At 57.7% G+C, this 18,181-nt stretch carries 16 protein-coding genes and 2 pseudogenes; 7 read left to right on the forward strand and 11 right to left on the reverse strand.

The features are described from left to right. Positions 1 to 54: 54 nt before the first annotated feature. From BK659_RS05720 to BK659_RS05730, 3 genes are all read right to left on the reverse strand, one after another. Positions 55 to 399 (reverse strand): cupin domain-containing protein, encoded by a 345-nt coding sequence (locus tag BK659_RS05720; RefSeq protein WP_123424139.1) that lies wholly within the window; start codon positions 397 to 399, stop codon positions 55 to 57. A gap of 104 nt (positions 400 to 503) precedes the next feature. After that, positions 504 to 875 (reverse strand): MerR family transcriptional regulator, encoded by a 372-nt coding sequence (locus BK659_RS05725; RefSeq protein WP_123424140.1) that lies wholly within the window; start codon positions 873 to 875, stop codon positions 504 to 506. Positions 876 to 928: 53 nt separating this feature from the next. After that, complete coding sequence (locus BK659_RS05730; protein ID WP_123424141.1) at positions 929 to 1,504, reverse strand: NAD(P)H-dependent oxidoreductase; 576 nt, start codon at positions 1,502 to 1,504, stop codon at positions 929 to 931. 223 nt (positions 1,505 to 1,727) lie between these two features. Here BK659_RS05730 and kynB point away from each other — a divergent pair, with 223 nt between their 5' ends. Next, positions 1,728 to 2,393 carry an arylformamidase gene (gene kynB / locus BK659_RS05735; RefSeq protein WP_123424142.1) on the forward strand — a complete coding sequence of 222 codons (666 nt, stop codon included), beginning with the start codon at positions 1,728 to 1,730 and terminating at the stop codon, positions 2,391 to 2,393. After that, on the forward strand, positions 2,390 to 3,274 hold the full coding sequence (gene kynA / locus BK659_RS05740; RefSeq protein ID WP_123424143.1) for a tryptophan 2,3-dioxygenase: 885 nt from the start codon (positions 2,390 to 2,392) through the stop codon (positions 3,272 to 3,274). The genes kynB and kynA overlap by 4 nt, the downstream gene beginning before the upstream one ends. A 342-nt stretch (positions 3,275 to 3,616) precedes the next feature. Here kynA and BK659_RS05745 read toward each other — a convergent pair whose 3' ends face one another. Then, the gene (locus BK659_RS05745; RefSeq protein ID WP_123424345.1) at positions 3,617 to 4,501 is read right to left on the reverse strand and encodes a LysR family transcriptional regulator; all 885 of its coding nucleotides are present in this window, start codon (positions 4,499 to 4,501) and stop codon (positions 3,617 to 3,619) included. A gap of 128 nt (positions 4,502 to 4,629) precedes the next feature. Here BK659_RS05745 and BK659_RS05750 point away from each other — a divergent pair, with 128 nt between their 5' ends. Next, complete coding sequence (locus BK659_RS05750; protein ID WP_123424144.1) at positions 4,630 to 5,748, forward strand: oxidoreductase; 1,119 nt, start codon at positions 4,630 to 4,632, stop codon at positions 5,746 to 5,748. Further along, positions 5,745 to 6,740 carry an MBL fold metallo-hydrolase gene (locus BK659_RS05755; protein WP_123424145.1) on the forward strand — a complete coding sequence of 332 codons (996 nt, stop codon included), beginning with the start codon at positions 5,745 to 5,747 and terminating at the stop codon, positions 6,738 to 6,740. Before BK659_RS05750 ends, BK659_RS05755 begins: the two co-directional genes overlap by 4 nt. A gap of 65 nt (positions 6,741 to 6,805) precedes the next feature. On the opposite strand, the pseudogene BK659_RS27605 reads toward BK659_RS05755, so the two are convergent. Together BK659_RS27605 and BK659_RS27890 are read right to left on the reverse strand one after the other, a co-directional pair. After that, positions 6,806 to 6,991, reverse strand: a pseudogene (locus BK659_RS27605) (Tn3 family transposase); the annotation flags it as partial. After that, positions 6,927 to 7,121, reverse strand: a pseudogene (locus BK659_RS27890) (hypothetical protein); the annotation flags it as partial. The pseudogenes BK659_RS27890 and BK659_RS27605, both read right to left, overlap by 65 nt. Before the next feature lie 107 nt (positions 7,122 to 7,228). Between BK659_RS27890 and BK659_RS05765 the strand changes: the two are divergent. Continuing rightward, positions 7,229 to 10,027, forward strand: a complete 2,799-nt coding sequence (locus BK659_RS05765; protein WP_123424146.1) for an RHS repeat-associated core domain-containing protein — start codon at positions 7,229 to 7,231, stop codon at positions 10,025 to 10,027. Between the two features lie 198 nt (positions 10,028 to 10,225). Here BK659_RS05765 and BK659_RS05770 read toward each other — a convergent pair whose 3' ends face one another. The 4 genes from BK659_RS05770 to antA form a co-directional block, all read right to left on the reverse strand. Next, positions 10,226 to 11,629, reverse strand: a complete 1,404-nt coding sequence (locus BK659_RS05770; RefSeq protein ID WP_123424147.1) for an amino acid permease — start codon at positions 11,627 to 11,629, stop codon at positions 10,226 to 10,228. Between the two features lie 77 nt (positions 11,630 to 11,706). Next, positions 11,707 to 12,729, reverse strand: a complete 1,023-nt coding sequence (gene antC / locus BK659_RS05775) for an anthranilate 1,2-dioxygenase electron transfer component AntC (protein WP_123424148.1) — start codon at positions 12,727 to 12,729, stop codon at positions 11,707 to 11,709. A gap of 18 nt (positions 12,730 to 12,747) precedes the next feature. Then, positions 12,748 to 13,239 (reverse strand): anthranilate 1,2-dioxygenase small subunit, encoded by a 492-nt coding sequence (antB, locus tag BK659_RS05780; RefSeq protein ID WP_123424149.1) that lies wholly within the window; start codon positions 13,237 to 13,239, stop codon positions 12,748 to 12,750. 2 nt (positions 13,240 to 13,241) lie between these two features. Next, complete coding sequence (antA, locus tag BK659_RS05785; RefSeq protein ID WP_123424150.1) at positions 13,242 to 14,630, reverse strand: anthranilate 1,2-dioxygenase large subunit; 1,389 nt, start codon at positions 14,628 to 14,630, stop codon at positions 13,242 to 13,244. Between the two features lie 588 nt (positions 14,631 to 15,218). Here antA and BK659_RS05790 point away from each other — a divergent pair. Next, positions 15,219 to 16,232, forward strand: coding sequence for an AraC family transcriptional regulator (locus tag BK659_RS05790; RefSeq protein WP_123424151.1), 1,014 nt, complete (start codon positions 15,219 to 15,221; stop codon positions 16,230 to 16,232). 22 nt (positions 16,233 to 16,254) lie between these two features. Here the strand turns inward: BK659_RS05790 and BK659_RS05795 are convergent, their stop codons facing one another. Beyond that, positions 16,255 to 16,728, reverse strand: a complete 474-nt coding sequence (locus BK659_RS05795; RefSeq protein ID WP_123424152.1) for an Lrp/AsnC family transcriptional regulator — start codon at positions 16,726 to 16,728, stop codon at positions 16,255 to 16,257. A 176-nt stretch (positions 16,729 to 16,904) separates the two neighbouring features. Between BK659_RS05795 and kynU the strand changes: the two genes are divergently transcribed. Continuing rightward, a complete protein-coding gene (gene kynU, locus BK659_RS05800; RefSeq protein WP_123424153.1) occupies positions 16,905 to 18,155 on the forward strand; it encodes a kynureninase in 1,251 nt (416 codons plus the stop codon). Positions 18,156 to 18,181 lie beyond the last annotated feature (26 nt).

Below are 18,181 nucleotides of genomic sequence, written 5' to 3' on the forward strand. Positions count from 1 at the left end.
CTAGGAGCCTGCGACGGACATTCGGGAAGGTGGTTGCTCAAGGTGCGCGCAGATTCAGGCAAACACGAAATACTTGCGCACCGTTTCTACAACCTCCCAAGTTCCTTTCATGCCAGGCTCTACGATAAATATGTCGCCTGCCTTCAAATGAATAGGTTCCTTACCCTCAGGAGTAATAATGCAGTATCCCTCGCGGAAATCGCAGTATTCCCACTTCACATACTCCACGTACCATTTCCCCGGCGTGCAGATCCAGGTGCCCATGATCTTGCTGCCATCTTCGCTGGTGTAGGCGTTGAGGTTGACGGTGTGCGGATCACCTTCGAGCTTTTCCCATTTGCAGGCATCAAGCACCGGCAGCGGGTGGGTATCGCGAAGAACGGTAATGGGTTTGGACATGCTGACTCCGAGCGTTAGGCAGGACTGAAGTCGCACCCTATAGCGCCCGGCACGGTGTCAGTTGTCTGTGCTCGACACTCAGCTATCCAGAAACGCGCTTTCGATCAAACCCGCTCAAGCGGACAGTCGGATTGAGCCTGCTTGAGGCTGGCTTCGAATTCAGTCAATTGCACGTATTGGCGGGTCAACACTGCGATTTTGTCCGTCAGTTCCTGTTTTTTATCGGCAATCGCCTGGTGCGCCAGATGCCAGGGCAGTGCCTGTCCACGGTAGCCCTCAAGCATTGCCTGCAATTCCTTGAGCTTGAACCCCAGTTGCTGAGCACATTTGATGAAGGTCAACAGCTCGACGCTCTGTTGGTCATAGAGGCGGTATTTTCCCTGGCGTTGCGCGGGCGGCAGGAGGCCGATGTCCTCGTAGTGGCGAATGCTCTTGATGGTTGTGCCCGACAGTTGCGCGGTTTTGCCGATGAACATGAAAAATCCCTTTCGTAAGTGCTCCTGATGACGCGTGCGATTATCCGCGAGACTCAGCCACTACCGATAGCCTGCGCTTGCATGAGCCAGAGTTCCCTTTGATGCTCACTCGAGCCCAGGACCGGGCCGAAGGTCAGAGTGTTGAGTGGCGTGATGCCACAGAACGCCAGTGTGGTTTTGCGCATCTGGTGCAGCCCGGGCATGCGATAAAACCAGCGGTAGTACCAGGGCGGGGTGTCCATGGTCACCAGCAAGTCGGCCGTGCGCCCGTGCAGGAGTTTGTCCGGGAAAGCTTTGCCCGGGCGGTACTTGAAGGCGAAACCGGGAAGAAGTGTTCGGTCGAGAAATCCCTTGAGTAGTGCGGGAATGGCCCCCCACCAGATCGGATAGACAAACGTCAGGTGTTCGGCCCAGGTGATATCCGCCTGAGCCTTCAGCAGATCGGCTTCCAGTGGCTGAATCTGTCGATAGCCTTCGCGCAATATCGGGTCGAAACTCAAGGTTCCCAGACGCAGTTCACGGACCTCATGCCCGGCGGTTTTCGCCGCCTGCACATAGCGGTCGGTGAGGGCGCCGCAGAAACTGTTGCTGGATGGATGGCCGAGAATCACCAGTATCCGTTTGCTCATCACTTCGTCCCCAGGCAGCAAAACGACAAGGATAAAGTCGGCCCCTTGGGGGAGAGTCAAGCGTCGTTCAGGTGCCTGATTCGCGCATTGAAATTTCCACCCGCTAAACTTTGGATTCTTGGCATTAAGTGCGAAACATTTGGGCGTTCCCGACGGATTTCGCAAGAATCTTCACAGGCATCACTCGTATCATTCCACGCGTGAGTAGGCCGAGAGCTATGCAATGAAAAAAACAATGTCGTGGTGGGATATCAGCCCGCCCTTGAGCACCGCAACACCGACATGGCCGGGTGATACGCCGTTTCAGGAGGAGCGCGTCTGGACCTTCGGGCCTGAATGCCCGGTGAATGTCGGCCGCATCACCCTGTCTCCTCACACCGGCGCGCATGTCGATGCGCCGCTGCATTACAGCGCCGACGGTGCGGCCATCGGCGATGTATCGCTGGATGTCTACATCGGCCCGTGTCGCGTCTTGCATTGTCTGGACAGCGGTCGGCTGGTTCAGCCCGAGCAACTGGAAGGGCGTCTTGCCGATCTGCCCGAGCGCGTCTTGCTGCGCACTTATCAACAGGTGCCGCTGACGGCCTGGGATCCGGATTTCACCGCTGTGGCCAAAGAAACCGTCGACTTGCTGTCGAGCCTTGGTGTACGGCTGATCGGTATCGATACACCGTCGCTGGACCCTCAACAGTCCAAGACCATGGATTCGCACAACGCAGTGGCCCGCCATGGCATGGCGATCCTTGAAGGCATCGTGCTCGATGACGTGCCGGAAGGCGACTATGAGCTGATTGCGCTGCCGCTGCGGTTTGCCAACCTGGACGCGAGCCCGGTCAGGGCGATTTTGCGTCCCTTGAACAAACCGCCACTTGAGGAGACTGCTCAATGAGCCAATGTCCCTATTCATCATCAAATCAGTCTTCATCAAATCAGCCATCTTCAAACCAGCCGGAAGAGTGGCATAACGCCGAGCTGAATTTTTCCGACTCCATGAGTTACGGCGATTACCTGGATCTGGGGAAGATTCTCAGTGCTCAGCACCCCTTGTCGCCGGACCATAACGAGATGCTGTTCATCATCCAGCATCAGACGTCCGAGTTGTGGATGAAACTGATGCTGCACGAACTCAAGGCCGCTCGCGAACACGTCAGGCTGGGAGAGTTGCCACCGGCGTTCAAGATGCTGGCGCGGGTGTCGCGGATTTTCGATCAACTGGTGCACGCCTGGACGGTGTTGGCGACCATGACCCCTACCGAATACCACGCGATCCGGCCGTTTCTGGGCCAGTCATCGGGCTTCCAGTCGTTTCAGTACCGCGAGATCGAATTCATCCTCGGCAACAAGAGTGCAACGCTGTTACGTCCGCATGCACACCGGCCCGAACTGTTGGCGGAGCTGGAAAAGGCGATTGCCACGCCGTCGCTGTATGACGAAGCGATTCGGTTGATGGCCGGCGCAGGGTTGGCAATTGATCCACAGCGCTTCGAGCGCGATCCGGCCAGCCCGACCGCTTATGACGCCTCGGTCGAAGCGGCCTGGCGCGTGGTGTACACCGACCCTTCGCGGTATTGGGATCTCTACCAGTTGGCGGAGAAACTGATCGACCTGGAGGACTCGTTCCGTCAATGGCGCTTCCGCCATGTCACCACGGTTGAGCGGATCATCGGCTTCCAACCGGGCACCGGCGGCACTGAAGGTGTCGGCTATCTGCGCAAGATGCTCGATACTGTGCTGTTCCCGGAACTGTGGCGCGTGCGTTCGACCCTCTGACCCGAAATGCAAAGGGTCTTCACGGATCATCGTTTCATGATCTGTGCATTTCTCTTCGATCGCCGGTCGGTACTGTTATTTCTGACAGTAGCCAAACGCAGTTTTTCAGGATTGGCTGTTGTGAAATCCAAAGTTTTGGACGTCCCGCTTTCTGATCCTGGGTGATCAGATCTTCAATCATTTCCCAGGACGCATCGTTGAGTTCGTATCGCTTGGCCATCAGGGGGGGCTGGAGCCTTTGATGGCGGCGATTTTGCCCATTTCGGTGTTTCAAGGGTTTTCGTACAGAGCCTGGCAGAGCGTGCTTTAAATTCCGTTTTCTGAGACGACCCCGGGTAACGGTCAAATCCGCTGTTGCGCCAACTCTGCTTCAAGCGCCTCAAGGAACACTCTTACCCGCGCAGGTATATACCGCCGACTAGGCATGACTGCCCAGACGGCCAGTTCTTCCATGGATGCATCCTGCAACTGAACCTCGACCAGCGAGCCGTCCTGCAATTGTTGAATGACATCCACATAGGTCAGCATGGCAAGGCCGAGCCCCTGGATCGCTGCTGTTCTTACAGCCTCAACACTGGTGGTCTGCAATCGACCTCGCACGCTCTTGCGTTGCAGCTTTTTATCAATCACCAGGGGCCAGCGCGGGATGGCCTCCAGAACAATACAGTCATGGGTATCGAGGTCTGCGACTACGCTAGGGCGTCCATGCCTGCTCAAGTAGCCTGGCGCAGCGAAAATGACGCGGGGGTTGACCGCGATCTTCCACGCGACCAGTTCCGAATCCGCCAAGGGCGCAATGCGCAGGGCCAGGTCGAGCCCTTGCGCGACAATGTCGACTATGCGGTCGCTTACACTCAGGTCGATCCTGAGTTCAGGATGCTGCGCCAGCAGCCGTGGCAGCAACGCAAGCACGATGGACTGGCCCAGGACGCTGGGTGCACTCATGCGCAGTACGCCGGATACCCTGCTCGATGTTTGACTGAGTTCACCCCTGGCATTTTCTTCAGCCTCGCTCATGGTGCTGGCATAGGGCAGCAGCGCTTCGCCCTCGACGGTCAGTGACACCGACCTTGTCGTGCGGTGGAACAGGCGAACACCCAGTTCTTCCTCCAGTGCAGCGATACGGCGAGAGACCTGCATGGGGCCCACGTCTAGCTGTCGTGCGGCAGCCGAAAGACTGCCCGTCGAGGTCACGGCGAGAAATATTCGCAGGTCGGAGATCAACATGATTGTATCGGTATCCGTTAAGGCGTTTTCACGTATCGTGCGCTTGTTCGGCCTCTCTGCCAACGTTAGCCTCTGCCGCACACGATTTTCCTTGAAATACCAGGTGTACAGGGTGGGGTTAGCAAGATATGACCGATATGAAGAGCAATATTTTATCAAAGTATGTTATTAAAAATGTGCGGTTGGCTAACCGCCTCGCTGTTGCCCCGATGACACGTGTGAGTGCGACGGAGGAAGGGCTTCTCACTCAGACCATGCACGACTACTACGTCCGGTTTGCCAAGGGCGGTTTCGGACTGATCATCACGGAAGGCCTGTACACCGACCAGGCCTTTTCCCAGGGTTACCGATTCCAGCCTGGCCTCACAGACGGGGAGCAGGCGCTGGCGTGGATCGAGACCACGCAAGTGCTTCAGGCAAACGGCGCAAAAGTGTTCGCGCAACTTATGCATGCCGGCGCGCTCAGTCAGGGCAACAGGTTTCGCGCCCAGACGGTTGCCCCTTCGGCGGTCCAACCCGTTGGCGAGCAAATGAGCTTCTACTACGGAGAAGGCCGCTACCCTGAACCCCGGGAAATCAGCGAAGCTGAAGTCGTTGAAGTGATTCAGGGCTTTGTTGAGTCGGCGGTGCGGGCGGTACGCCTCAGCGGTTTCGACGGTATCGAGATCCACGGCTCCAACGGTTATCTGCTCGACCAGTTCCTGACTGCGCGGACCAATCGGCGCCAGGATCGCTGGGGGGGAGACATCAAGGCACGCGTGGGCTTGCTGGTCGATATCATCAAGGCGGTGAAAGCGGAGGTCGGCGCTGAAGTGCCGGTGGGTATTCGCATCTCACAAGGCAAAGTGAACGACTTCGCCTATAAATGGCCAGGAGGTGAAGCTGATGCACAGGTCATCTTCACCTCGCTCGCCAAGGCCGGTGCCGACTTCATCCACGTGACTGAGCATGAAGCCTGGCAGCCTGCCTTTGTGGGGGGCAATGAGTCCTTGGTGGCCTTGGCGCGTCGTTTTGCGCCGGGTGTTTCAATCATTGCCAACGGTAGCTTGCACAGCGTTGAACGAGCCAACGGTGTTTTGCAGGACGGTGCCGACATTGTGGCCCAAGGCAGAGGCGCCCTGAGCAACCCCGACCTGCCACAGGTTTACGCGCACGGAGGCGAGCCAAGGGTATTCGATAGCGCGATCCTTGGCCCGATAGCCAATATCAAGGCCAGCGAGCTGGCCTTGTTGGGAGAACACGCATGAAGGCCGTGTGGCTGACAGTCGCCAGCCTGCTGATCGCGATGGCGGGCGTATCCAAAGTCAGCGCGGCTGTAAAGGCGAACCTGCCGTTTGAAACGGGGTCGTTGCCTGCCCAGTGGGTCAGCGGTGGGCCGAAGTGTGCGACGTTCCGTGATGACTTCCAGGTTCATGCCTACAACGACAATTTTTACGTCTTGCGCGAGACGGGGTGTGTGAATTCCGAGAAGCCGTTCCTGTACCTGCTGTTCGGTAAGGAGCGTGCAATCCTCTTCGACACGGGGGCAGGTAACGATACGGATTCGAGCACCGGTCGTGTCCCGAATGTGGCGGCCGCTGTTGATCAGGTGATCAATCAATGGCTGGTGAAAAACCACCGCCAGTCTATCCCGCTGGTGGTGGCGCATCTGCACTCCCATGACGACCATGTGTGGGGCGATTTCCAGTTCGCCAATCGTCCTGCCACCACCCTGGTCAAGCCCAATGATGTCGATGCACTGAAGCGTTTTTTTGGGATTGCCCGGTGGCCGCAAGAAACAGCGACGTATGACCTCGGCGGACGTATTCTCGACATTATTCCTGTGCCAGGGCACGACGCGACGAGCATTGCCGTGTATGACCGGCAGACCGCCGTGCTGCTGACCGGCGATGTGGTGTATCCCGGGCGCATCTACGTCAATGAGCCCGACCCGCAAGTGATGCAGGATAGCCTGCAGCGCCTGGTCGACTTCACCAGCACCCGCCCCGTCGCTCATGTCTTGGGTTCACACATCGAACAGCGGGGGCCTTATGTCGATTACCCAAGAGGCGAACACTATGCCCCACAGGAGGTGGCGCTGCAGTTGGGTCGCGCGCACTTGCTGGAGATGCTTGAGGCGACCCGCTTGCGCACTGGCAAACAGATCACGCAGAAAGCCTATCGAGACTTCACGCTTTGTGGCGCTTATCCCAAGTGTGAGCCGGTGAATGCAACGGCGGCTGACCACGGGAAACACTGATCGCGCGCCAGGTGTCGACATGGGGTCATCTCAGAAACGGAATTTAAAGCACGCACTGCCAGTGGCAGCGCTGGTAGTGGCCCGAATTTCCCCGCACCGACCTTGGTGCGGCTGCGCCACAGGTAGTCGTCGGTCAAGTTGATGTGTGCCCCGCCCTACGGTGATAGATATTACAACAGCGCGTCGTCAACGCCTTGGCCGTGATTGCGCAAGGCGTTCGCGGCTCGCGCCAGATAGACGGTATTCCACAGCGCGGGGCCCCCCCCCCGGCTCAATCGGCGTAGATCGACCATAAATATCCTCAAACCGTTCGATATCGTCCTCACCCAAATAGCTACCCAATTGCACTTCGATGATTTCCAGCGGGATCTTGCCGGTGGGGCGTCGACGTTCACAGATGTCCACTGGTCGGCACTGTAATTTCTGACAGTAGCCAAACGCAGTTTTTCAGCATTAGCTGCCGTAAAGCCCAAGGGTGATAGCACACCATGCACGTTCAAGCGCATACCGTACACAGCCATACCCCAACGCTGACGGTGATTGAGCCGCGCGGTCTGGCGGTGCGCTCGGTGGGTTATTGTCGCAGTGCAATCGCTGAAGCGGCCGATGAGCGAATCAACCGCACGGTCTATGACTCCGCCGGGCGGGCGATTGCGCAGTGGGATCCGCGGTTGCTGACTGACGCTTCGGCCCCCGCCAACCTCACCACGACTTATTCCCTGTCCGGCAAGGCCCTGAGTACGATCAGCGTCGATGCCGGGTGGCGTGTCAGCCTGTTGGGTGAAGCGGATCAGCCGGTACAGGGCTGGGCTAGTCGGGGAGGTCGGCGCTGGACTGACTATGACAATCAATTGCGACCGTTGGCGGTGTTCGAGCAGGCTGTTGATGGCGAGCCTCGGTGTATGGAGCGTTTGGGTTATGGCGGGGCTGACCCGGCCTTCGCCGCGCATAACCAGTGCGGGCAGTTGATTCGTCATGATGATTCGGCGGGCACGCAGCTGTTTGCGGCGTTTGGGTTGGTGGGCGGGGTGCTGGAGCAGACCCGGCATTTTTTACGGGAGCTTGATTCCCCCAACTGGCCGGAGCTGGCGGCGGACCGTGACAAGTTGCTTGAACCCGGCGCTGGCGCCACCACCCGCTCGCGTTTCAACCCTCAGGGCGAGGCGCTTGAGCAAATCGACGCCCAAGGCCACCGACAGTTTTTCCGCCAGACCGTCGCCGGTCAGTTGCGCGAGGTTCGCCTGCAACTGAAAAACGACCTCGCGCCGAACACCCTGGTCAGCGCCATCCAGTACAACGCCCACGGCCAGACCGAGCGGGAAACCGCCGGCAACGGCGTGCTCACCACGTTGGAATACGCCGCTGAAGATGGCCGCCTCAGCCGACTTCAGGCCAAACGTGGCACCGACACGCTGCAAAACTTGCGCTACGCCTACGACCCGGTGGGCAATGTGCTGAGTATTGAAGACGCCGCGCTGCCGATTCGTTACTTCGCCAACCAGCGGATGGAGCCGATCAACCGCTACCGTTACGACAGTCTCTACCAGTTGATCGAAGCCACCGGCTGGGAGGCGGGCAGCGCCAATCAAGGCCCGTCTTCATCCGCCACCGCCGACCCCGGCGTCGTGGGCAACTACCGCCAGACCTATCGCTACGACGCCGGCAATAACCTGCTGGAACTGACCCATGTCGGCCCGCAGAACCCCGGCCATCGTATGGTCGCGGCGGCGCACAGCAACCGCTGTTTGCCGGTGCGCAACGGCGTGGAGCTGGGCGAGGACGACTTTCGCAACGGCTTCGACGCCAACGGCAATCTGCTCAATCTGCAAGCGGGGCAAGCCTTGAGCTGGGACCTGCGTAATCAGTTGCAAGAAGTGCGACCGGTCGAGCGCGATTCCGGCCTCGATGATAGCGAGCGCTACTTCTACGGCGCCGACGGCATGCGCGTGCGCAAAGTCCGCTCGATGCAAACCTCTGCGCGGACGCTGACTTCCGAAGTCCGTTATCTACCGAATCTGGAGCTGCGCAGCCACAGCGGCACCGGCGAAGTGTTCCAGGTGATCAGCGCTCAGGTCGGGCGCAGCAGCGTGCGGGTGTTGCACTGGGAAGCGGGTCGCCCTGCGGAAATTGCCAATGACCAGCAGCGTTACAGCGTCACCGATCATTTGGGTTCATCCGCGGTGGAGCTGGATCAGGACGCCAAGACCATCAGCCAGGAACGCTACTACCCGTTCGGCGGCACGGCGTGGGCGGATGGGGAAGCGGTGCAGGTCAGTTATAAAACCGTGCGCTATTCGGGCAAGGAGCGGGATGCGACGGGGCTTTATTACTATGGGTTCAGGTATTACGTGGCGTGGTTACAACGCTGGCTCAATCCCGATCCGGCAGGAAAAATTGATGGTATGAATGTATATCGCTTCGTCCGAAACTCACCTTTAACGTGGGTTGATGATGATGGGAGAGAGCCAAAAAAGTTTAGAGGAGAGGCCAATGATAGGATTGAAAGAGAGCTTGCTAAGAGTGAGATGAATTCAAAAATATTGGCCAGAGGGCTAAGTGAGTTAGGCGCGCAAGGGGTACAGCAAAAAAAGATGATGGAAAAAGTCCGTCACGCTCAACATTTAAGCGTGGAAATTTTGGAATCGGCCATCACAGCTATTTCCGTACAACCCAGAAGTCAGGTGAGTAATGCTTTTATTAAAGGCCTTTTAGGTGGTGTGGACGTATCGGATAGTATCGCGAAATCTATTGAGCAGGGACTCAATAAAATTCTGGCATCCCAACGGTCACGTCTAGAAGATGGTAATGATCAGTTGGTTATATACGAATGTAACTCAAATGCTTCGCGCGGGGAGAGTGCTTTTGTTGTTCCAACGGATGAGCACAGGCGAATTTTCATTAGAAAAGATGCTGTTGAATCCTCCGATGTTTCTGGGCTTGCGCACTTGCTTATTCATGAGGAGTCTCATCTTCGACTAAAGACGATGGATATATATTATACGTTTAGCTCGATATTTGGCTTTCCGGCTAGTGATAAAGAAATGATGGTTTCGCTTAAGCCTTCAATGGTCGCCAGTATAAATATAGCAAGGCTTGGAGAGAAAAGTTCTTACTTGGAGGATGACGGCTTCCCTTTCAAAGTGGCAAAAATTGGGTTGGAGGAGCGGGAGGGGAGTGCACCAATGGAAAAAATCATTCTAAAAAATGCGGATACGTGGCCGGTACTTGCGTTTGCTCTGGGGGGGCATCAAATTACTTCCAGGTATGCTCACACTAAAGGTTGCTGATTGGGTGATCACCGGTTTGTTCGGGCATTTCAGGTTGATCCCGGTGATAGTGGGTATTTCGGTTGAGCGAAGAGTTAACCATCTCCACTTGTATCTGCTGAGTCACCGGTACCTTTGTCCACGACACGGGACTGTAATTCAAACGTAAAAGCCCCGGCATTCATCGAATGCCGGGGCTTTTTGTCGACTGGCTGAAGGTTAGTGAGCGACCGATAACGAGCGAGTTCTGGCTAACCGAATCCGGTAGAACACAAACAGAATCAGCACCCAGACCGGGATGGCATAGACCGACGCGCGCACCCCGGGAATCATCAGCATCACGTAGATGATCATGGCCATGAACGCCAGGCACAGGTAATTGGTGTACGGCGACCAGAATGCCTTGAAGCCCGGGACGATGCCGCGTTGGACCATGGCCTTGCGAAACTTCAGGTGAGTCAGGCTGATCATCGCCCAGTTGATCATCAATGAGGCGACCACCAGCGCGAACAGCAACTCAAGCGCTTCATGCGGGGCGACGTAGTTAACCAGCACGGACAACATCGTCATCAGCGCCGATACGCCCAGCGCCCGTAACGGCACGCCCCGTTTGTTCAGCTTCATCAGTGGCTTGGGGGCATCGCCCTGTTCCGCCAGGCCGAAGAGCATGCGGCTGTTGCAATAGACACAGCTGTTGTAGACCGAGAGTGCCGCGGTGAGCACCACAACGTTGAGGATCTGCGCCGCGGTGTCGCTGCCGATCAAGGCGAAAATCTGCACAAACGGACTGCCGCTGTAGGCATCGCCGGAAGCGCCCATTGTTTGTAGCAGTTGGTCCCATGGGTACAGCGACAGCAGCACGGTGAGTGCGCCGACGTAGAAGATCAACACGCGGTAAACCACCTGATTGATCGCCTTGGGAATGACTTTCCTCGGCTCGCTGGCTTCGGCGGCAGTGATGCCCACCAGCTCCAGGCCGCCGAAAGAGAACATGATGAACGCCATCGCCATCAGCAAACCGTTGGTGCCGTTGGGGAAGAAACCGCCGTGGCTCCACAGGTTGCTCACCGAGGCTTGCGGGCCGCCGGTACCGCTGACCAGCATGTAACAGCCAAGGACAATCATGCCGATGATCGCCACGACCTTGATGATGGCGAACCAGAACTCCATTTCACCGAAGACTTTGACGTTCATCGTGTTGATCAGGTTGACCAGTACGAAGAACACCGCTGCGCTGACCCAGGTCGGGACCTCGGGCCACCAGAACTGCACGTATTTGCCCACGGCGGTCAGCTCCGCCATGCCTACCAGCACATACAGCACCCAGTAGTTCCAGCCGGACAGGAAGCCGGCAAAACTACCCCAGTAGTTGTGCGCAAAATGGCTGAAGGAACCGGCAACTGGCTCTTCGACAATCATCTCTCCCAGTTGGCGCATGATCAGAAAGGCGATGAAACCGGCAATGGCATAGCCGAGGATCATCGACGGGCCTGCCGACTTGAGCACGCCGGCGGAGCCGAGAAACAGCCCCGTACCAATCGCGCCGCCCAGCGCGATCAGCTGAATATGCCTGTTTTTCAGCCCCCGCTTGAGTACGCCCTGTTGCAGTATTTCATCCGCCATCTGGTTACCTTCTAGTTGTTATGGTCAGGCCTGGTTTTACTTCGATAGCTTATTCAATTACCGCGCGTTTGTGAGCCTCAGACGTTACTTTCGGTGAACTTTTCGTAATACAGATGCACATTGTCCAGGGTTTGATCCTGTAACCAGCTCTTGATCGACTCGACCATCGGCGGCGGTCCGCAGACATACATATCGACGGCGGCATCGCGCAGTTCGCTGGTATCGAAGTGTTCGGCGATGTAGCCGCGTTTTCCATCCCAGTCCGCCGATGGGTCGCTCACCACTGGCGTATAACGAAAGCCCGGAATGCGTTGAGCATAGGCATTAATACGTTCGCTTTCGCACAAGTCGGCAGCATCCCGTACGCCGTAGTACAGGTGCACAGGCTGTTCGCAACCGCGCGCAACGATTTCGTCGAGCATGCCCAGCAGAGCGGACAGCCCGGTGCCACCGGCCACCAGAATCAGCGGCCGGGCGATGTGGCGAAGATAAAATGCGCCCAATGGTGCTTCCAGAACGATTTCATCGCCGACCTGGCAGCGTTCACGAATGTAGTTGCTCATCACCCCGTCGGGTAACAGGCGAATGAGAAATTGCAGCTGGTTGCTGCTGCTTGGGCGGTTGGCGAACGAGTAGGAACGTTTGCTCGTGGTCCCTGGAATCAGCAGGCGAGCGTACTGCCCCGGCAGGAAATCCAGTGGCTGGGTGGCCGCGCCCAAATCCAGATGCAGGATCGCGGTACTGGCCGAGACCTGACGCACATGCGTGACCGTACCGCTGAGCTGTTCAGGCCCTGCGGCATTGCACAGGCTGGAAGCGAAGTCGAAATAGAACGCGGCATCGGACTTCACCCGCGTCTGACAGGTGAGCATCTTGCGTTGCTGCAGGTCGAGGCTGGTGAGGGCTTCTTCATCCACATAATCCTGGCTGTAGTCGCCGGATTCGCAGCGGCCCTGACAGGTTCCGCAGACACCCTCGCGGCAATCCAGCGGAATATTGATGCCGTTGCGCAGCGCGGCGTCGAGCAGTATTTCGTTGGCCTGCACTGGAAAAAACAGTGTTTTGCCGTCGGCAAAACTGAACGCAACCTTGTGGTTCATGCCTCGGTCTCCATGGATTCAGAGGTGGTAGAAATCGAGCACCGAGTTGATGGTGTCATTGAGCAGCAACACGTGTTTGCGGGTAATCACCCAGCTGTCTGCGTGAGGCTTGAGGCGATAGGTTGCGGTCCCGTAAAACTGCTCGGACGTGGCCAGGCGATAGAACAAGGTGTGCCAGTTCAGCCGCACCTCCAGCTCAGTGTTTTCGAGTTCGCTGATGCGCACGTTGTTGATCAGGTGCAGGGTGCGCGGCATCGGCGTGGCCGACGCGGCTTTACCGGTGCGCAGGCGGAACACGCGGTCCTCCAGGCCCGAGCGGTTGGCGTAGTAGATCAGCGACATTTCGCGCTTGGGGTCACGGGTATAGACGTGCTCGGAGTCCCATTGCGGCAGGTGGAACTCACTCTGCTCGTGAAAGAGCGTGATGTAGGCGTCCCAGTCCTTGGCGTCACACAGTTCTGATTTGCGGTAGAAAAACTGCTCGATCTGGTACTGCAGTTGCGGATTCATGTTCACACCTCACGTAGCTTCAGGGATTTCGCGTCCAGGCCGTCGAGCAAAAATTTCTGCCAGTTGCTGTGCTGGTTGACGTAAAGCCCTTCGTGAGTGAATTCGGTGCCGGTCATGGCCGGCGCGATGCCGATCGACTCGCTGTTAGGCGTGGCGCCGGTCGCCCACTGGTGGCTGCCGCGTGAGATATCGCTCCAGCGTTCCAGCCGTGCCTGGAAACCGCGCTGAGCTTCGCGGAACTCCACCAGGTCATCCGGCGTACCGAGTCCGGACACGTTGAAGAAGTCCTCGAACTGGCGAATCCGGTTCTCCCGATCGGCGTCCGACTCGTTTTTCACGCCCAGGCACTGGCTGATGATTTCGGTTTTGTTCCAGGCCACCGGGCGGATGATCCGTAGCTGCGAACTGATTTGGTCGAGGAAAAACAGGCTCGGATAGATGTTCAGGTTGCGCAGCCGATGCATCATCCATTCGGCTTTTTCCTGGCCGTGTTCCTCGATCAGGCGCGGCATGATTGTCGCGTAGCCGGAACGCACCGTCGGGTTGGGCATGTCGCTGAACAGCAGGCTGTGGCCGTTGTTGAAGGCGAACCAGCCGTCATCGGTATTGGCGTCGCCAGCCCCCAGTTTGCTGTAGTCGAGCGTGCCGCTGGCGCTGGTGCCATTCTCGCTGTTGACCTGCTGGCGGTGCTGCACGGTGGCCACGTAGTTATAGTGGACCGTGCTGACGTGATAGCCGTCCAGGCCGTTTTCATTCTGCAGTTTCCAGTTACCGTCGTAGGTGTAGGCCGATTTGCCGGGCAGCACTTCCAGCTCTCCGGTGGGCGACTGGGCGACCATCATGTCGAAGAACACTTTGGCATCGCCGAGGAAATCTTCGAGGCTGTTATCGCCATGCACGTCCAGGCTGATGAACACGAAACCCTTGTAGCTCTCGATGCGGGCTTTTTTCAGGCCGCGTGTGGCTTTGTCGAAACCTTCCGGGTATTCGCCGGGGGCCTTGACCTTCACCAGGCGTCCGTCGCTTTTGTAGCACCAGGCGTGGAACGGGCAGGTAAAGGTCGATTGGTTGCCTTTGCCGACGCGGGTCAATGTGGTGCCGCGATGCTGACAGGCGTTGATCAGTGCGTTGAGTTGGCCGTCGCCATCACGGGTGATGATCATCGGCTGGCGGCCGGCGCGCATCGTGACGAAGTCGTGATTGTTGGCCAGTTCGCTTTCGTGGCAGGCGTAGATCCAGTTCTTCTCGAAGATCAGCTCCATCTCCAGATCGAACAGTTGCGGCTCGGTAAAAATATCCCGAGCAATGCGGAACACGCCTTCTGCCGGACGGAAGTCCAGACAGCCTTCAATGAACGCTTTCCACTGCTCGAGGTTTTTTTCGCCACTCATGGGTGTGCACCTTTTTTATTCAGGTCAATCGGTGCACTCATTAGAGGGAGTGGGGCGGGCAGGGGTCTATCCGGTTAGTCGACGAAGGCAGTCCATAAAGTTCGGTGGTAATGGGTGAGCAAATGGATATTCGGTGGTGCGCTGATTCTGTAGCAGCTGCCGAAGGCTGCGTTCGAGCGCGCAGCGGTCGTAAAGTCGGTATGTAGGGTCTCCCTGAATGACTACGGTTGCAGATTTTACGACACGACCGCTTCGCGGCCGAACGCAGCCTTCGGCAGCTGCTACGGGGATTTGTACCGACGCTGAAAGGGGTAACACCCGTGCGCTGTTCTGGGCAGGTAATACTCAAGGCTTCGCACCATTCGATGAACGGCCGCCCCTGTTTGCAGCATTGAGGTACTGTCTTGGGCAGCCTTGAGCGTTGTTTGAAGGTGAGCCCCGGTTCCAGAACCGCCGCGTTATCCACTTAGTCGATGATTGCTATCCATCGGGTTGGCGCAGGCGTTGAGTGGTCTGGAACTTGCTCGACTCAAGTCAGAGGCGCGCCGTCAGAGCGTGCTGAAAAAATATTGCCGTGGGTGCGCCGTGATGAGTAGCAAAGCTGATCCGCAGTTTCGCGATATTCGTATCGATCGCTATGACCTTGAGGGCGCGAGGACCTGGATGTCGGGTATCTGCGGGCCGCATCGTCTCGAAACCGCGACGCCCGAGCGGATCCGTTTTCATCACACGGCCAACGTCTTCAAGTCGATGGCCACGACCCTGGGCACTATCGAGTACGGCACCGACGTGACCGTCGATATCGAAGACGCCGAGCACTTCAGCAGCTACAGCCTCAGCCTGCCTTTGGTCGGTGAGCAGGAGCTGAGCAAGAACGGCACGCTACTCAAATCCAATCGCGATCAAGGGGTGATCATCTCGCCGAATGAAAGCCAGATGCTGGCGATCTCCGGTGACTGTCGCAAGGTTCAGGTGGTGATCACCCGCGCGGCCATGAGTGAATCCCTTGAGGGGATGTTGCAGCGCCCGCTGGATGCGCCGTTGCGTTTCGAGTCGGTGATGGATGCGGTAGACGGTGCGTCGGCCTCGTGGTGGCGCATGGCGCGGTATTTCATCGCTGAACTTGAGCGCAGTAGCGCGCTGTTTGAGCAGGTCGCCTTCACGCGGGACATTGAAAGCTCGTTGATCAAAGGCCTGATCCTCGCCCAGCCGAACAATTACTCCGATGAGCTGCGGGATGTGTTGGGCGTGAAGTTGCCGCACTACCTGATCAGGGCCAAACAGTACATTCACGACAACGCCCGCGAAGTGCTGCACCTGGAAGACATCGAAGCGGCGGCCGGGGTTTCGCGGTTCAAGTTGTTCGAGGCGTTCAGGAAGTACTTCGCCTTGTCGCCGATGGCCTATCTGAAAAAGTACCGCTTGAATGCGGTGCGCCAGGACATTCTTGAGCAGGGTCTGGCGCGCAATATCTCGGAAATTGCCATGGGCTGGGGGTTCACCCACATGGGGCGTTTTTCCGCCGAGTACCGCAAGTTGTTCGACGAATCCCCCAGCGCAACCTTGCAGCGCAACGAGGCCCGGCGCATGCGCGGGCTTTGACGCAGAGGCAGTCAGTAACGGCTTATTTACGAGCGACCAGATCGAGCAGATCGTCCCGTTCCTTGATTTTCTGCAGGACGATTTCCGAGCGAATATCGGTCACCCCCGCCGTGCGATTCAGCTTGTTGACGATGAAATCCGAGAAGTGTTTGAGGTTGCGTGCCTGAACCCGCAGCACGTAGTTGCTGGCCCCGGTAATCACGTACGCGGTGGCGACTTCCGGCCACCCTTGTACTTTCTTGATAAACGTCTCGTGCCAGTCCTCGACGTCCTGTCGCAACGACACATGGACGATAGCTTCCAGCTCGATGCCCAGCCGTTCGGCGTTCAACACCGCGCGATAGCCGGTGATGATTCCCTCGCTTTCCAGCAGCCGCAAACGACGCAGGCAGGCCGACGGCGACAGCGCGACTTTCTCCGCCAGTTCCTGATTGCTGATACGCCCATCCTGCTGCAAGTAATGCAGGATCCGCAGGTCTGTCGAGTCGAGAGTCATGGCTTGAATAAATCCGCGATTTTTGGAGTTGGATTCGAATTATCTACGAGATAACTACTATATGACTGTCCACTTTGCACGAAAATTCTCCAAAGCTTCGTTCATTATCTGTTCATTGTGCCGGCGAAAAAATGCCCAAAACACGGCGGCATGTCATCTAGAGAACAGGACCGACAATGATCACAAGAAACGCTTGCCTGGCGCTCGATGCGCAAGACTCACTGGCTCATCTGCGTCACCAGTTCGCGCTCCCCGAAGGCGTGATCTACCTCGACGGTAACTCCCTTGGCGCACGTCCGATTGCCGCGCTTGAGCGTGCTCAAACAGTGATTGCCGAGGAGTGGGGCAATGGTTTGATCCGCAGCTGGAACAGTGCCGGCTGGCGCGATCTGCCCGAGCGTTTGGGTAATCGCCTGGCCGGGCTGATTGGCGCCGGTGAGGGCGAAGTGGTGGTCACCGACACCACCTCGATCAACCTGTTCAAGGTCCTCGGTGCGGCCTTGCGTGTGCAGGCGATGCGGGCGCCGACGCGGCGAGTGATCGTCAGTGAGTCCAGCAACTTCCCGACTGATCTGTACATCGCCGAAGGGCTGATGGATTTGCTGCAACAGGGTTACAGCTTGCGTCTGGTCGACAGCCCGGAAGAACTGGCGCAGGCGATTGACCAGGACACCGCGGTGGTGATGCTCACTCACGTCAACTACAAGACCGGCTACATGCACGACATGCAGGCCATGACCGCGCTGACCCACGAATGTGGCGCGCTGGCGATCTGGGACCTGGCGCATTCCGCCGGTGCGGTTCCGGTCGACCTGCGTCAGGCCGGCGCAGACTACGCCATCGGTTGCACCTATAAGTACCTCAATGGCGGCCCGGGTTCGCAAGCGTTTGTCTGGGTTTCGCCACAGCTGTGCGATCTGGTCACGCAGCCGTTGTCCGGCTGGTTCGGCCATTCCCGACAGTTCGACATGGCCTCGGGCTACGAGCCGAGCCGCGGCATCGCTCGTTACTTGTGCGGTACTCAACCGATCACCTCGTTGGCGATGGTCGAGTGCGGCCTGGAGATTTTTGCCCAGACCGACATGGCCAGCCTGCGCCGCAAATCCCTGGCACTGACCGATCTGTTTATCCAGTTGGTCGAGCAGCGCTGCGCGGCTCACGATCTGAAACTGATCACCCCGCGCGAACATGCCAAGCGTGGCAGCCATGTCAGCTTCGAACACCCGGAAGGTTACGCGGTGATTCAGGCCTTGATCGCCCAAGGCGTGATCGGTGATTACCGCGAGCCGCGGATCATGCGCTTCGGTTTCACCCCGCTGTACACCAGCTTCACCGAAGTCTTCGATGCGGTGCAGATCCTTGGCGAGATTCTCGATCAGAAAACCTGGTCGCAAGCGCAGTTCCAGATTCGCCATAGCGTTACCTGATCCCTCTGACAACCAGGCCTCGCTGC

Origin of the sequence: Pseudomonas brassicacearum (assembly GCF_003732225.1) — a bacterium.
In the GTDB taxonomy this organism is placed as follows: Bacteria; Pseudomonadota; Gammaproteobacteria; order Pseudomonadales; family Pseudomonadaceae; genus Aquipseudomonas; species Aquipseudomonas brassicacearum_E.